18 protein-coding genes are annotated in these 16,263 nt (G+C 39.5%); all 18 read right to left on the reverse strand.

What is annotated here, in order from left to right; genetic code table 11:
- Nucleotides 1-334 precede the first annotated feature (334 nt).
- Entirely contained in the window at nt 335-2,065 is a 1,731-nt protein-coding gene (locus tag QUF94_RS15810; RefSeq protein ID WP_289316696.1) for a sensor histidine kinase, read from the reverse strand.
- A 23-nt stretch (nt 2,066-2,088) separates the two neighbouring features.
- Nucleotides 2,089-2,550, reverse strand: coding sequence for a GAF domain-containing protein (locus QUF94_RS15815; protein ID WP_289316697.1), 462 nt, complete (start codon nt 2,548-2,550; stop codon nt 2,089-2,091).
- Nucleotides 2,540-3,193, reverse strand: a complete 654-nt coding sequence (locus QUF94_RS15820) for a response regulator transcription factor (protein ID WP_098371816.1) — start codon at nt 3,191-3,193, stop codon at nt 2,540-2,542. The genes QUF94_RS15815 and QUF94_RS15820 overlap by 11 nt, the downstream gene beginning before the upstream one ends.
- Nucleotides 3,194-3,291: 98 nt before the next feature.
- Nucleotides 3,292-3,942 (reverse strand): sensor histidine kinase, encoded by a 651-nt coding sequence (locus tag QUF94_RS15825; RefSeq protein ID WP_289316698.1) that lies wholly within the window; start codon nt 3,940-3,942, stop codon nt 3,292-3,294.
- A 199-nt stretch (nt 3,943-4,141) separates the two neighbouring features.
- Complete coding sequence (locus QUF94_RS28840) at nt 4,142-4,489, reverse strand: PAS domain-containing protein (RefSeq protein ID WP_353957789.1); 348 nt, start codon at nt 4,487-4,489, stop codon at nt 4,142-4,144.
- The gene (locus QUF94_RS15830; protein WP_353957790.1) at nt 4,482-5,624 is read right to left on the reverse strand and encodes a nitrate/nitrite transporter; all 1,143 of its coding nucleotides are present in this window, start codon (nt 5,622-5,624) and stop codon (nt 4,482-4,484) included. Before QUF94_RS15830 ends, QUF94_RS28840 begins: the two co-directional genes overlap by 8 nt.
- Nucleotides 5,617-5,904, reverse strand: coding sequence for a hypothetical protein (locus tag QUF94_RS15835; protein WP_289316699.1), 288 nt, complete (start codon nt 5,902-5,904; stop codon nt 5,617-5,619). The genes QUF94_RS15830 and QUF94_RS15835 overlap by 8 nt, the downstream gene beginning before the upstream one ends.
- A complete protein-coding gene (locus tag QUF94_RS15840; RefSeq protein ID WP_289316700.1) occupies nt 5,891-6,202 on the reverse strand; it encodes a hypothetical protein in 312 nt (103 codons plus the stop codon). Before QUF94_RS15840 ends, QUF94_RS15835 begins: the two co-directional genes overlap by 14 nt.
- A gap of 5 nt (nt 6,203-6,207) precedes the next feature.
- Nucleotides 6,208-6,399 (reverse strand): hypothetical protein, encoded by a 192-nt coding sequence (locus QUF94_RS15845; RefSeq protein WP_289316701.1) that lies wholly within the window; start codon nt 6,397-6,399, stop codon nt 6,208-6,210.
- Entirely contained in the window at nt 6,389-6,916 is a 528-nt protein-coding gene (locus tag QUF94_RS15850) for a QcrA and Rieske domain-containing protein (protein ID WP_098371811.1), read from the reverse strand. The genes QUF94_RS15845 and QUF94_RS15850 overlap by 11 nt, the downstream gene beginning before the upstream one ends.
- Nucleotides 6,917-6,927: 11 nt before the next feature.
- Complete coding sequence (locus QUF94_RS15855) at nt 6,928-7,488, reverse strand: 4Fe-4S dicluster domain-containing protein (RefSeq protein WP_061462858.1); 561 nt, start codon at nt 7,486-7,488, stop codon at nt 6,928-6,930.
- Nucleotides 7,489-9,657 (reverse strand): molybdopterin oxidoreductase family protein, encoded by a 2,169-nt coding sequence (locus QUF94_RS15860; RefSeq protein ID WP_289316702.1) that lies wholly within the window; start codon nt 9,655-9,657, stop codon nt 7,489-7,491.
- On the reverse strand, nt 9,644-10,726 hold the full coding sequence (locus QUF94_RS15865) for a hypothetical protein (protein ID WP_289316703.1): 1,083 nt from the start codon (nt 10,724-10,726) through the stop codon (nt 9,644-9,646). Before QUF94_RS15865 ends, QUF94_RS15860 begins: the two co-directional genes overlap by 14 nt.
- Before the next feature lie 750 nt (nt 10,727-11,476).
- On the reverse strand, nt 11,477-12,466 hold the full coding sequence (locus tag QUF94_RS15870) for a 5-oxoprolinase subunit C family protein (protein ID WP_289316704.1): 990 nt from the start codon (nt 12,464-12,466) through the stop codon (nt 11,477-11,479).
- A complete protein-coding gene (gene pxpB, locus QUF94_RS15875; RefSeq protein ID WP_289316705.1) occupies nt 12,463-13,221 on the reverse strand; it encodes a 5-oxoprolinase subunit PxpB in 759 nt (252 codons plus the stop codon). The genes QUF94_RS15870 and pxpB overlap by 4 nt, the downstream gene beginning before the upstream one ends.
- 27 nt (nt 13,222-13,248) lie before the next feature.
- Complete coding sequence (locus QUF94_RS15880; protein WP_289316706.1) at nt 13,249-14,040, reverse strand: putative hydro-lyase; 792 nt, start codon at nt 14,038-14,040, stop codon at nt 13,249-13,251.
- A gap of 79 nt (nt 14,041-14,119) precedes the next feature.
- On the reverse strand, nt 14,120-15,259 hold the full coding sequence (locus tag QUF94_RS15885; RefSeq protein WP_289318402.1) for an NRAMP family divalent metal transporter: 1,140 nt from the start codon (nt 15,257-15,259) through the stop codon (nt 14,120-14,122).
- Nucleotides 15,260-15,378: 119 nt separating this feature from the next.
- Nucleotides 15,379-16,140 carry a 5-oxoprolinase subunit PxpA gene (gene pxpA / locus QUF94_RS15890; protein WP_289316707.1) on the reverse strand — a complete coding sequence of 254 codons (762 nt, stop codon included), beginning with the start codon at nt 16,138-16,140 and terminating at the stop codon, nt 15,379-15,381.
- Nucleotides 16,141-16,263 lie beyond the last annotated feature (123 nt).

Consider the following 16,263-nt stretch of genomic DNA (forward strand, 5'->3'; position numbering starts at 1 on the left):
TTCTCCTTTCATGATACATGTTTTCCTTAACTATCATTCTATTATAAAACATGGAAGAAAGGATGTATTGTAGTATAGCCGTTTCCATATGTGGTTTTTTCGAAAATGCTCTGACCATGCTTTCGCATTAGATTTTCTGACTTACTCTCATTCTGATCGAATCATTTCATCATCATCCAAGCATATGAATCACCCTTAGGTTTTGATTTCCCCACGCATTGCAAACTGGAATTACCAATGGGCTATTGGCTAATCAAGCTCATAGTAAGAGCCTGATTTGGGAGGTGCTGCAGCGTTAGCGAGTTAATTTGCTTGAGAATTACGAAAAATCCATTCACCACAAAGGCATTTTCAACATTACTTTTGTCCCTTTCCCTTCACCAGAATGAAGGATAAGGTTGCCATCGGAAGCTCTGGCTCTTTCCTCCATACTGAATAAACCTACCCCACGGGTAACTTTTTCTATATCAAATCCTTTTCCTTTATCTTCAATTTCCACTAGAACTTCTTCCTCTATTTCCTGGATTGTCACTGTAGCTTCTTCGGTTTGAGCATATTTCCGAATATTTGTTAATGCTTCTTGGATAATACGGTAAATGGTAATTTCTTTGTTTGTATTCAGACGGCAATTCAAATAGCAGTCAAAATGGACCTTGATATGATGATGCTCTGAAAATTGCACCAATAAAGATCGAATGGCAGGGAACAGACCAAGATCATCCAGTACGGATGGCCTTAATTCCCACGATAGATGCCGGAGTGCTTCGATAATTTCGGTCGCTTCATCCTGCATCTGATCTAACAGGGGATGATCCATTTCAGTCTGCAGTCTGTTAATCGTTATGAGGTGGCTGTATAAGTTTTGACCGATATCATCATGAAGCTCTCGGGAAATGCGTTTTCTTTCTTCTTCCTGCACATCAATGACTTTCCCGGTCATTTTCTGAATCTCTTCTTCCGCAAGCTTACGCTGGGTCACTTCATGACGAATCGCCAAATATTGGTAAGGTTTATTGAACTCATCAAGAAATGGAACGATTGTCGTATCCACCCAATAATAAGTACTATCTTTGGACTTATTTTTAATCTCGCCTTTCCATACTTCCCCTGCTGATATTGTTTTCCAAAGATTGTTGAAAAACTCTCTCGAATGAAAGCCCGAGTTAATAATTCGATGATCCTGTCCGATCAGCTCTTCTTTTGAAAACTTTGAGATCCGGCAAAATTGATCATTGACATATTTGATCGTCCCTCTTTGATCGGTTATTGCCACAATTGAGGAAGAATCCAAAGCAAATTGAAAATCGGCCATTTTATTAACGGATTTTCCTAATTCCTCTAAAACTCGTTTATATTCGGTTATTTCCTTCCGGATTGCCAAGTATTTATAAGGGTTCCCGTCTTCATTTAAGAAAGGGACAATTGTGGTATCCACCCAATAATAGGTTCCATCCTTCGCTTTGTTCTTAATTTCACCCCGCCATACACTTCCTGATGAAATTGTTCGCCAAAGATCTTGCATAAATCCCTTTGAATGAAAACCTGAATTAATAATTCGGTGGTCCTTCCCAATGAGCTCTGCTGCTGAATATTTGGATACCTCACAAAATTTCTTATTCAAGTATATTATCTTGCCTTTTTCATCGGTAAATGCAACAATCGTTGATTCATCAAGTGCGTAAATTAAATCAACCAGCTCATTTATCGGATAGGTTTGCTGCTGGTTAATCCGTGATTGGTCTTTCACTTTATGGACCACGATTAAATAATAGAGCTCTTTCGCAAGCTGAAAGGAGTTCACTCTGAAAAAAAGCGAAAAAGCATGACCATCCTGGTGAATTCCAAAATGGTGGATAATTTCCCCTTCCCCACTTGACTGAAGGTTTACCCCTGGTATAAGATTCAGGAGCTTTTCCCCATTCAATTCTTGATGTTCATAACCAAAGTTTTCATATACTTGTTGATCCGCAAAAGAGATGACTCCTGATTCATTGACAAGGATTGTCGCATCGCTAGATCCAGGAGAAATCCCTTTTTTCATTTCCAAATGTTTATTCAAGTCCATACATAATCCTCCTTGTTGCCTTGTTAAATCGAGCTGTTCATTTCCTTTTCCAATTTTTTCGCTGCATCAAGGATCGTATGCTGGTCACTTTCAGAAATAGGCTGATCTGTTCGTTTACCTACTAATAATACCCCTTTAGGAACACCTTTAAAATGAATGGGAACTGCGAAAGCGCAATTGAGATTTTCCGCAAGCATGATGGGGTACTCTAAGGCTTTGCCGTGAATATTATTTGGAAAACCCTCGATTTTCATCGGCCTCCCCGTTGATATGACCTTACCTGCTATTCCTTTTCCATATCGAACAGTTATCCTTTTGTATTTATCATTTCTGTTTCCAGCGGCATAATGCCAGCTTATGTCAGGACCTTTCCTGTTTTGTAAGGCAAGGCCTACAAAGTCACAGTTCATTTCTTCTAATGCATGTTCACACGCTTCTTTAAACGGTTGATCCTCTTTCGATTTACTGCCCCCGCTAAATTCCATACCCTAATAACCCCTTTTTTAAAGCGAATGCAACAAGTTCATGCCTTGTTTTCATCTTGAGCTTTTCCATTAGGTTTCCTTTATGGCTTTCAACCGTTTTCACGCTTATGACAAGCTGTCCGGCAATCTCTTTGTTTGAAAACCCTTTCGCTATCAAGGTCAGTACCTCTTTTTCCCGGTCAGACAACAGATTGAAAGAATCTGCTGCCCCCTGCTTCACACTGCCTAAGTATTCTTCCATTACCCTTTTTGTTGCAGATGGATGAAGGTACGCATTTCCGTTCGCTAAAGATCGGATGGCTACCAATAATTCTTCATGTGGTGCACTTTTTAAAATACAGCCTGAAGCCCCCGCTTGAATAGTTCTGAACAAATATTCATCATCATCATGCATGGTAAGTATTAATATGGCTACCTCAGGCATTAGTTTTTTTAGTTCGGAAGTCGCCGATAAGCCATCTTTCCCATGAGGCATGCTTAAATCCATGACTACCACATTAGGCTGAAGCTCTAGTGCTCGTTGTATTCCCTCGTTCCCCTCTGAAGCTTCCCCTATCACTTCCATATCCGCATGATTGTTTAATAGCATCTTTAAGCCCATTCTTACAACGGCGTGATCATCGCAAAGCAAAATTTTTATCAAAGCGGCTCCCCCTTAGATTTGTTCGTATTTCTATCGTTATTAATGAATATGAAACAACAATGGGGATTGCAAAATTCGCAAACCCCTTGTTTAGCATTTTAATATAATGGCAGAGAAATCTCTATAGATGTCCCGTCATCTATTTTCGAAACAATGGTACAATTTCCGCCGATCAAATGCATTCTTTCACACATGGCAGCAAGCCCGCTCAACTTATTCATAGCGGCTTCAACCTCAAACCCTTTCCCTGAATCTTTAATCAAAACCAATAACCTGCTTTTTTCCCATTTAAATATCATACATGCCTTCGTTGTGTCAGCATACCTTGCTATATTCACCAATGCTTCTTGGCAGACCCTGAAAAGTGTAATGCTTTCTCTATCAGAGATTTGCGATTCAATACCATGGTTCTCCAGCTCAACCTCAAGGCCGTAGGTTGAAGTGTATAATTTTATGTAGCTTTTTATAGCTGAAATAAGCCCAAGAGTTGTAAGGGTAGGAGGATGCAATTCTACAGCCAAAAGCCTGATTTCTTGAATGGCCTTTTCCAATAACTGATTCATATCACCTGCATAGCTTTTCATGGCAGGCTGTTCGATTGCCGATTCAATGAGCTGCATTCCAGAAAAGAGACTGGAAAGGGACTGCCCCACACCTTCATGAAGCTCCATGGCAATTCTTTTAATCTCTTCTTCATGTGTTTGTATGATATAAGAACTGAGGTTGTTTTTGAGTGGCTTAGTATTCATTCCCACCCTCCTTCTTCGATTGTCGCTGATTATTGGCCATTCAAAATATGACATACTCTCCCAATTACACTTTCGGTCTAGCGGTTAAAACACTGACGTATACCTTCTCTCCCACCGGAAACTTAGCAATTAAAATTTCTCGTTCTTGAAAACTCCAATTCAGCCTTCAAATCCAATGATTTCATGCACGCAGTTCATTTTATGCCTTTTTCACTCTATGACTTGAAATGTCACTAAACATTCCTGCATATTGAACGACATCCCCCGCATCATTCTTTATCGAACTAATGGTCAGCCATTGTAGATATTGCTGTCCATCCTTTCGGCTATTCCAGATTTCACCTTGCCAGAACCCGTTTATCTCAATGGATTTCCACAAATCCTCATAAAAAGTTTGAGGCTGTCTGCCTGACTTAAGTATACTAGGGTTCTTCCCTATTACTTCATTTTCCTGATAACCCGTAATACTGCAAAACGAAGGGTTTACTGAAATGATTTTGCCGGTGGTATCGGTAATAAGAATCCCTTCTATTGTATGATCAATCACTTCTTTGGCAAGCCCAGACAACTAAAATCAAACTTGCAAGGGCAACTTCTGACAATGCCATGAACCCGATTGCATAATGTCCTGTGATATTGAATAACAAGGATAAAATTAATGGCGGAAAAAAACCTCCCAAACCGCCCATTGCGGAAACAATACCATTCACAATACCAGCCTGCTTTTGAAAATACATGGGCACCAGTTTAAAAATGACACCATTTCCCATTCCCGCACAGAGGGCAATACTCAAACAACCAAAAGTGTACCAGCCAATCGATGGAGCAAAGGATAGAATCATCGCTGAAACCGTATACACTCCGAAAACGAACATGAGCAGAATGAGGGAATGAAAGCGATCTGCAAGCCATCCGCCAATTGGTCTCATTAGGGTAGCAAGAACAATAAAGCCTGCTGTCCTCAAACCGGCGTCAACTTTATCCAAACCAAAGTTCGCTACAAGAAAATTTGGCAGATAGATAGTAAATGCAACAAAAGAACCGAATGTAATAAAGTAGAATAAACTTAGCAGCCATAGTTTTTCATTTTTGTAGACACTCTTCACTTGTTCTAAAAGCGGTGTTTTTACTTTCAGCTCTTTTTTATCCCCTAACAGAAAGTTACCTGCGATAAAGACAGCCAAAATCACAAGATAAAGCTGTACAGTTGTTGACCAGCCAAAATTCTCAGCTACAACAGGTGCAGCAAAAGCCGATACTGCCGTTCCAAGGTTCCCTGCACCGTAAATGCCGTTTACAAAGCCATGACGCTCCTTTGGATAATACTTAGGTAAAGAGGTTACTCCAACAGAGAATACGGCTCCTCCAATACCAAGGAAAAGTCCTCCAATCAATAAGTCGGCAAGGGAATCGGCGATACTGATATAATAAACAGGGAACAATAGTAAAATAAAGCTAATCAGGAAAATTTTCCTTGCCCCGAACTGATTGGCGTAAAAGCCAAGGGGGATACGAAGTACTGATCCCAAAATAACCGGAACGGCTGTCACCAGTGCAAGCTGGCCTTCAGGGATAGCAATATCTTCTTTAATAAAAGGCATCAGGGAAGAAATTAATACCCACACCATAAATCCTACTACTAAGTTTAAAGTCTGTAATGGAAGCTGTATTTTCCTAATCATTCTGATCACACTCTCTTCTAATTACATATTGTAACCCTGTGCTTTCGTCAAAAGCTGACCACTCATTTTTGTTTTTAGCCATATTGCATGCCAAAGGGACAGCGAAAAAATTATGGTGATCAAAATATATCCGTAGATGTGTCATGTCAGGACAAATCTCCACCTTAACAATCGTTTTAGAAACAAAGTGCGCTTTATCCTGCCCACCATCATCCAAGATTGCCACTCTAGCTTTTTCCGAGACTAATGATTGTAAACCTTCCAATTTAATGTGTTCCACATGTATTGCACCCTCTCTTTGCACTGTATACATATACTTGATAACCATGCAAATATTCCCATAATCTATCATCTGCATGATTCTCGATAAATTCAATTGTTTCTTCTTCAGATTCCCAACCACTCATTCCCTTTACTTCTGCAACTACAATATCTATCCCATCTATTGACTTTTCATCCAAATACCAGTTAAGGCGGGAGCCTTTAAATAGGTCTGAAAGGAGCTTATCGATTTCAGAAGAAAAGTTTACGGATGCTACTTTTACAAAACATAAATCAATGTAAGTTTCACTGTTCATTTGATTCACGCCTTTTCGTATTTAGTTTTTTTATACGTAAATAACCCTAAGGGAAACACAACAATGTTCAATCCACCAAATATTAGAACATTTATATAATTTTCATAATAAAATTGGTGAACCATGAATTGGGTGAATACAATATTCATCATCAAGAAGGCACAAAGCAACGCGACACCGATAAACTTAAACTTCATAACGCTTCACCCTTACTGCGTATACCGCCCCATTTTCCACTTTCACCTGAATCTCAGGCAGCGGCCTTCTTGGCGGCCCTGCAGTCGGAACGCCTGTTTCAACATCAAATTTCCCATGATGGCAAGGGCAGATCATCTCGCCCTCTTCCTTCACCCAGAAAACTGGGCAGCGAAGATGTGTGCATGCATTTTGGTATGCTACGTATTTCTTTTCTGACAATCTGATCAAAATGGCATCATCATGATCACCTGGAAATTTAAAATTCTTTGCGTCACCAATTGCAAGTTTGCTTACATCTGTGATTTTTTTGTGAGGATACTCCTTCTCCCCAAGCCCCATCAATTCTTTAGCCGCTACCGCCCCCCAAGGGAGGGAGGAAATGGCGAATACGCCAGCAGCGCCCACCAATGTTTTCATGAACCCACGTCTGTCAAGCTTTCTTTCATTATTCCGTTCAATATTATGAGTGTAATTATCTTCATTAAAGGGAATTTTATTATTTTTATCTGACGGCATCTTAATCCCTCCTAATATAGCTTGGTTATCCCCTGTAAAATACCTGGGAGATTTACCTTAACGTTCGTTTCACTTTCAAGATAAGGAAGGCTAGTCACCCATTTTCCATTATCTAGATTAAATTGTTTTCTCTTATTTTCAATTTCTTCATCTGTCAACCATTGAAGTGTATTGGATGGGCAAACACTTGCACACATTGGCGGGATACTGTCTTTTGTCCGGTCGATACATAAATCGCATTTGTACATTAAGTTTTGTTCAGTGTCAAATTTCGGTATTCCATATGGGCAAGCAATCGTACAATTTTGGCAGCCGATACATTTTTCAACGAGTGCTGATAACACGGCCCCTGTCTCATGGATTTGGATTGCCTGGGCCGGACAACTCCTTGCACAGGCAGGATTTACGCAATGAAGGCACATAAGAGGCATCGTTTGCCGATTGACCAGAGGGTTTACATCATATACATAGTTTCTGTTCCGCTCTTCATGCCCTCCGCATTGTGTACAAGCCGCTAGACATGACCTGCATCCTATGCAGTTTTCAAGTTCTAAGTAGAGCCTCTTTTTCATTTATTGCACCTTCTTTATTTCGACTTTTTCCATTTGGGCTGCACAGACCTTAAATTCCGGCATACGGGACATTGGATCAAGCGCTGCAATGGTTAATAGATTGATAGATTGCTCGTGCCCAAAGTGGTATGGAACAAATACAGTGTCTTCACGAATTGCTTCTGTAATTTTCACTTTATAGATTGCCTCACCTCTTCGGGTATACAGGCGGACCTTATCCTCATGGTCCATATTGTATTTTTTTGCTGTATCCGGATGTACTTCCACGTAAGGTTCCGGACACATATCACGAAGGAACTGAATTCTTCTCGTCTGGTTCCCTGATAGATAGTGGTAAACGACACGTCCAGTTGTTAAACGAAGCGGATATTTTTCATCTGGCTCCTCAGCAGGGGGACGGTAAGGAAGTGCACAAATTTTCGCTTTACCGTCTGCGTGATAGAATTTTTTATCCAAGAACATATGCGGCGTTCCCTTGTCATTTGCATCCTTACACGGCCAAAATACCCCGTCCTGTTTGTCAATCTTATCCCATGTGGCGCCGTAATAATCGGCATTTCCGCCTTTACTGGCCAGTCTGAATTCATCTGCCACATCTTTTGCAGTTTTCAAATGGGAAAAATATCTTCCTCTCCCAAGACGTTCTGCAAGCTCTACTTGTATTTGCCAATCGGGCTTAGATTTTCCGATTGGTTCTTGTGCCTTATTTATCTTAATAATTCGCCCTTCAAGGTTTGTAACTGTTCCTTCATCTTCTGACCACGTTACGGACGGCAGGATCACATCCGCAAACTCTGCTGATTCAGAAAGATAGAAATCCGAACACAGCATAAAATCCAGGTTTTTCATCGCTCTTCTGACAAAATTCAGGTTAGGCGCAGATACTGCAGGATTAGAACATAGCAGATATAATCCGCGAATCGTTTTTTGCTCCATCAGTTCAAACATTTCATAAGCCGAAACACCAGGCTTAGGCATTTCTTCCGGAGTGATATTCCATACGTTACAAACTTCTTCCACATGTTCAGGATTCGTAATTTTCCGGTATCCTGGCAATAAATCCGCTTTCTGACCATGCTCGCGTCCACCCTGTCCGTTTCCTTGACCAGTGAAAGTTGCTACCCCAGACTTCGGACGGCCAATCTTACCTGTTACAAGCGCCATGTTTGTATATCCAGATACATTGTCAACGCCCTTATGCTGCTGTTCAATTCCACGGGCAAACATGACAACTGCATTCGGTGATCTTCCATAAATCTCTGCTGCGCGAATGATCTTTTCCGGTGCAACACCTGTAAGCTCACTCGTATATTCCGGCGTAAAATCTTTTACAAGCTCTTTTGTTTCTTCAAATCCATTTGTATGATTATTAATAAATTCTTCATCAGCATAACCATTTTGAATTAATTCATTTAAGATTCCATTAGCAAGGGCAAGGTCCGTTCCCGGTTTCAAGTCAAGATGAACATCCGCTCTTCTCGCAACAGGCGTTTCGCGGGGATCCGCCACGATAATGTAACCGCCTCTTTCTTGAACGTTCCAGACTCTGAACATAGAAGTTGGATGGCATTCTGCTGTGTTGCTTCCTGCAAGAAATAAGCAATCAGTTTCATGAATATCTGTCCAAGGTAATGTTGAACCTCTATCTACGCCGAAAGAACGAAGGAATCCCCCGGCCGCACTAGACATGCAGAATCGGCCATTATAGTCAATGTAGCGCGTGCCAAGAGCCACACGTGCAAATTTCCCTGTTAAATAACATTTTTCATTCGTCATTGATACGCCGCTGAAAACGGATAATGAATCTTTTCCATATTTTTTTTGAAGCTCACTGAATTTTTTCGCGATTAAATCATATGCTTCATCCCAGCTCGCTTCTCGGAAGCCTTCCTTTGTTCCCTTTAATGATGCATCATCACGAATAAGCGGTGTTAAAATGCGATCATCATGGTTCGTCTGCTGGTAAGCTGTAACCCCTTTTGGACACATTTTCCCAACAGTTACGGGCCAGTCATAACGTGGTTCAACCCCAATGATTTTATTTGTCGCTCTATTTACCCTTAAATTCATTCCGCACTGCATTCCGCAATAAGCACAATGGGTTTTGACCAATGTTTCATTAGGGTGTATCACATTCTTTTCTTCTTTGAAAAACTTATCCTTTTGCATTCTGGTTTGCCTCCTTAACTTTTACCTCATGGCTGGGAAACCCGGAAAATTGGGCAATCCGGTATTTTCTTCGACAAGGAAGGCACATTTCAGCGAGGTGGTGGCCATCCTTCGTTTGGAATTCTATATCATTCTTACCGAGAACCTCTATGACATCTTTTGATTGTTCTGTTGAAACAAACTCATTACCGCAAACTTTGCATTCTTTCATGGATTGTTCCGCATAATGCTCTCTGTAGTTTCTGGCAAATACACTCAGTGGGCGGAAAGGTATGTGAGCAAGTTTTCCGAACGGAAGATAAATCAGTGTAATAATGACTGACCACTGGTGAATCAGGGACATGGCTGGCTGTCCTGCACCGTGCAAAAAGATGTTCATGAACGTTAATGCCAATCCTGTAACGCTGACCAATAACAGCATGAATAATGGAAGGAAGTCATACATGAATTGTTGTTCTGCTCTTGCCTGCATATTTTTCAAGCGGCGGTAAAGAGCCATGCATACTCCGGCAATGACCATTACAGCAGTAATGTTCAGAGCATTATATGATATGTACGCAATGATCCCATTAGCTGGTACTGTCATTACCTGGATCCCCATTGCGATGATGTTGTAGTAACCGTTGTCGTCCATGGTGAAGTACATCCATCCAAATACGAGGGGAAATGTCACGAAGCAGGAAAGAATGCATCCCCAGCCCATTAGAACGTGCTGAGTCCATCGGTAAATTCCCCTGTTCCAGATGAAATTGTATGTTGCTAAATGTTCAACTGTAGTTTTAGGCGTTGATTTTCTAAATAGAATCTTGATTCCTTTCTTTATAAAAACCTTTGTTGGCGGCCTTTCTCCCCATGCGATAAATCTGTAAAAGAAACCCCCAATAAAAATAAACGTCCCCACCATATATCCATAAAGGTTTAAATCTACATGTGTAAACATTCTCGTACCAATAAACGATAAAAAAACAAGTCCGCAAACTGCTAGAAACATAGACTTGGCAAAATGTGATGCAAAAGCATCATCAATCGATTTTCCTGTTTTTTGATTTACTGCGACTTTTGCCTGCATTACTATTCCTCCTTATCACAAACAATTACCATACCCTTATTGTAAGGTCTTCCCCGATTGTTCTATATCGGGGAACTTCCCTATCCTAAGGGGAAAATTCCCCTATCTTTTAAAATAAAAAAACAGTTCTGATGTGCAGAACTGCCTGTACTATATTTCAATGTTCAAGTTTTCTCTTTTCCAGTTTTTATATTTTATTTTGCAATGGAGGAAATGCTGATGGAAGTTTTTCTAGAGGTTAGTCTGATAAATGGATGTTTGTTGTTTTTGCAGTCTTTGCATATGATAAAATCGATTACCGAAAACAAATGTTTTTTAATGAAAATAAGTACATAGAGGTGAAATTATTGAGACATAATCTCACAAAAAGATATTAGTATTCAAGATTTTTATTGACTGAAAGAAGAACTGCACATACATAGTAAAAGTGGGATAGAGAATTCTGATAGATCGAAACATTTAATCAGATAGGGCGATAAAAATCCACATAGAAATTCAACGGTTAATACTAAACTTAAACGCAAGATAAAGTAATTCTTGATACAGTCATTACCTTAATACTTGTTGGAGTCACATCAGCCATCAAGTATTAAGGTAAAATAAAGCAACAATTTATTTGAAAAACTCCCTTGAATAAAGAAAATAAATAGAGGCTCCATCTTTCACTTATTATGTATTAACAAAAAAAGAAAGTACCCTTTTAATAAGAGTACTCTCTTCCTTTTGTTAGTTCTTGATGAAGTAACTATATTACATGATGTTTTTTAGAGCTAATGAAATCGAAACCTTTAAATCTTTTAATTGTTGTTCTTTTTGAAGGAAATGCTGCTCCGCTTCTTTTAAGGTTACTCTTGAAAATTGAATAGCTTCCCCTGGTTTGACCTGAGCAATTAATGGTAAATCTGCAGTAATCACTTGAGCTATCTTAGGATACCCTCCCGTTGTTTGGCTATCCGCAAGAAGAATGATAGGGTTTCCATCAGGAGGAACTTGAACAGACCCGTTAGTTACTGCTTCAGACAATAGCTCCCGTTTATCCTGTAACTCTAACAAAGGACCTGATATTCTATAGCCCATACGATCAGATTGGTTAGAAACTTTAAACAAATTCTCTGCAAAACTAACTTTACTAGAGTCCGTAAAATAATCATACTGGCTTCCATCTATGAAACGAATAACTGGCATGCGACTTGGCATAAACTCCTTTTCATTGACAAACCACTTTGGAGCGATAAACGCTTCTTTAAACTCCCGTTTATCTAGAATCGTAGAAGTTTCATTAAAATCCACAACATCATCTACTTTTAATGCTCTTCCCTTATAGCCCCCAATTTCCCCTCTTAGATATGTACTTTTACTATTCATAACTGTAGAAATAGCGTATCCTCCCGCTACAGACAAATAAGTCCTACAACCTGTTTTACATCCCGCGAATCGAAGAATAGAGCCTTTTTTTACATAAACAGGCTTCCACATTGGAACAGCTTGACTGTCAATAGTAGGTGATAAATTTCCACCTGTTATCGCGATCAAGCAATTTTTTTCTATTTTAAGAGTCGGACCCATTAACGTAATTTCCATGGCCGCTTCACCTTCTTTATTGCCAACTAACATATTGGCAATTCGTAGGGAATATGCATCCATTGCGCCGCTTACAATCACTCCATGTTGCTGAAACCCTTTTCTTCCAAGATCCTGAATACTAGTTAATAATCCCGGTTTGATTACACGCAGGCTCACTGTAACCCCTCCTTAAGAATAATTTCATTATACTCTTGATTAGAAATTGGATGGAATTTCACAATGTCTCCTGCTTGTAATAGACTTGGAGGATTTACATCTGGTAAGAATAGTTTGGTTGGCGTTTGTCCAATTAATTGCCACCCTCCAGGCGTAGATATTGGATATACACCCGTTTGCATACCTGCAATTCCAACTGCTCCTGTTGGTATGGACATTCTAGGAGAAGATCGTCTAGGTGTTGCAATTTTTTCTGATAGTCCACCGAGAAACGGAAAACCTGGAGCAAATCCAATCATATAGGCTAAGTACTCACCATTTGAATGAATATGGATTACTTCATCAGTAGTTAAATTATTATAACGAGCTACATATTCCAAATCCGGGCCATATTCCCCCCCATAACATACAGGAATAGAAACAGTTCGATGTGTCAGCTTTTTATCTTCTTTTAACCACTGTAGTTTCCTTTCCATGATAGAACGAACCACTTCATATGGAGAAATAAATTCATCATTATTGCTTTGTTTTTGTTTCTTATAGATAAATAGAGGATCATAAAAAACTGTCAAATTTGTAAAAGCCGGCACACATTCTATAAATCCAACAAAAGGTTCATCTTCAAGCAAATCCATAAACATTTTAATTTTTTTGTGAATGTCGTATTTAATTTCATTCCCAAATGTAATCACGATTGCGGAATCGCCTAAGGGAGACAGTATGCATGTAGTTTTATTCAAAAGCTTTTCCGGCATAGAGCTCAACTCTTTCTGTTAGTAATATTATAAAACGCCTAATTTTTCATCACGGATATCCGTTATAAACATATGTCCTGGTGCATGCGTAATCATAATCGCCGGTTTTGTTTCCATTGCGATTGATTGAGGCGTTACTCCACAAGCCCAGAAGACCGGCACTTCTCCTTCACGTATCGTTACTGCATCACCAAAATCAGGTTGCTGTATGTTAGAAACACCAATCGCCTCCGGATCTCCAATATGGATTGGACCACCATGAACAGCAGGAAAACGCGATGTAACTTGAGCCGCTCGCACCACATCTTTCTGAGGAATCGGACGCATGCTCGCTACCATTTTCCCGTGAAATATCCCTGCTTCAACACATGAAATATTCGTTTTATACATCGGTACATTACAGTTCTCTTCAATATGACGAATGGAAATATCGTTGTTTAAAAGGGCATGTTCAAATGTAAAGCTGCAACCGATTAAAAACCCAACCATATCATCTTCCCAATAATCTGAAATATCCGTTACTTCTTCCATTAATTCACCATATTTATATATCCGGTATTTTGGAATATCTGTACGTATATCACCAGACTGAGCAGCAAATTTAGGAATAGGAGAACCAATTTCTGTTACGTCTAGAAGTGGACAAGACTTAGGATTACGCTGACAAAACAATAAAAAATCAAAAGCATGCTCTTTTTTTAAGATGGCCAAGTTTGCTTGTGCATATCCGTTTGCCATTCCAGCAGTTGGCTTAATCAATTCATTGTTGCGGATCATTGCGCGCAATTCAGCCGGGGTAGCTTGAGAAAGATCGTTCATTAATATTCATCTCCTATTAAGAACTGGGAGTCAGTGACAAACTCGCACGCCACTTCCACCCCGTTTTATTGATGTATCATTAAAAAAGAGCGGGCAGTTGTTTCATTAATGTATATACGCCCATTAACGCCATGACGATTACCACAAATACACCTGAAATCGTCAACCATAAAGGATGTTTATAATCACCCACAATATTCTTCTTATATGCCGCAATTAAAAGTGTACCAAGTGCAATTGGTAAAATCAGACCATTAATTGCCCCTACTACAAGTAGTACTTTAACCGGTTGACCAATTAATAGAAAGCAAATGGTCGATACGACTATAAAGCCAATGATAATCCAGTTAGCCTTTTTATTTATTTTTTCGCTGAATGTTCTGATAAACGAAACGGAAGTATATGCAGCACCAACTACTGATGTGATTGCTGCAGCCCACATGACAATACCAAACATTTTATAACCTACATTTCCAGCAGCAAGTTGAAAAACGGATGCCGCAGGGTTTTCTGAATCAATTTGCAAGCCTTTAGATACAACACCTAGAACTGCTAAAAATAATGCAACTCGCATAACTGTGGTTATTAAAATACCCATTACTGAACTCTTTGTTACTTGTGGCAGTGCTCCGACACCTTTCACTCCTGCATCCAATAGACGATGACCGCCAGCAAATGTAATATAGCCACCTACAGATCCTCCAACTAATGTAACGATTGCGATAATATCAATCTTATCAGGTGCAAATGTCTTCACTACTGCTTCTCCAACTGGAGGAGCAGTTGTCCATGCAACATATATCATCAAGCAGATCATAAAAATGCCTGCAATTTGTGTAAAGCGGTCCATGGCTTTTCCTGCTTCTTTTACTACAAATATTAATACTGCAATAACTGCACTAATTGCTGCTCCAGTTGTAGGGGAAATTCCAATCATCGCATTTAGACCAAGTCCAGCTCCTGCGATGTTCCCTATATTAAATGCTAGCCCCCCCATAACTATGAGTGCCGCTAGAACATAACCTAGTCCTGGAAGAACCATGTTTGCAATCTCTTGTCCTCGTTTTTCAGATACAGCAATAATGCGCCATACATTTGTTTGTGCAAAAATATCAAGAATAACTGAAATAAGGATAACAAACCCAAAACTTGCTGCAAGACTTTGGGTATAAACAGTTGTCTGCATTAAAAAACCTGGTCCTATGGCTGATGTTGCCATAAGAAATGCTGCACCTAGCAATAAGGTCCTGTTAGTTTTTGGCTTAGAATGATTTTTTTTCGGGTCAGTTGAATTCTTGATTTGCTCCAATGGAATCTGCCTCCTAGATGTTTGTGATTTTATTTAGAAATAGACTTAACTGTAATTTCAGATATTTCTAAGGATTTTTTTACATGACGAGCAAAGGTTAAAGCATGTGCTCCGTCCCCATGAATACAAATTGTATCTGCCTTTAAAGTCACATCAGTTCCTTGCTGTGACAAAACCTTTCCTTCTTTAACCATTCGAATTACTTGTGCAACAGCATCATCATCATTTTCTATCATTGCATGCGCTTTCATACGAGAAGTCAATGAACCATCTTGTTGATATGTCCGATCTGCAAACACTTCACTAGCCGTTTGTAATCCAATGGTCTGTCCAGCACGTATTAATTCACTGCCCGACAAGCCAAATAAAATGAGCTCAGGATTAATTTTGTATACAGCTTCAGCTATGGCAAGAGACAACTCTTTATTCTTTGCCGCCATATTGTACAAAGCACCATGTGGTTTAACATGTTGCATATTCCCGCCTTCAGATTGCAAAAAGCCATTTAATGCACCAATTTGATAGACAACAATATCATAAGCTTCCTGTGGTGAAATATTAATATTGCGGCGGCCAAAACCTATTAAATCTTGTAATCCAGGGTGGGCACCAATTTTTACATCTTTCTCTAAAGCAAGTTGAACCGTTTTTCTCATAACGGTCGGATCGCCCGCATGAAATCCACAAGCAACATTGACAGATGTTACATAATCCAAAATCTCTGCATCATTTCCAATTCGATATGTGCCAAAACTCTCTCCTAAATCACAATTCAAATCAACTGTATTCATTGTAGACTCCTCCTATTTACAGAAATTTCGAACAAAAAAAACTATAAATATGTAGATAAAAAAATAAGTATTTCACTTTCATTAAATTCCGAAATTCGGAATTTGTGTTTCATATTTCGGAAT

The organism is Peribacillus sp. NJ4, from assembly GCF_030348345.1.
Classification (GTDB): Bacteria; Bacillota; Bacilli; order Bacillales; family DSM-1321; genus Peribacillus.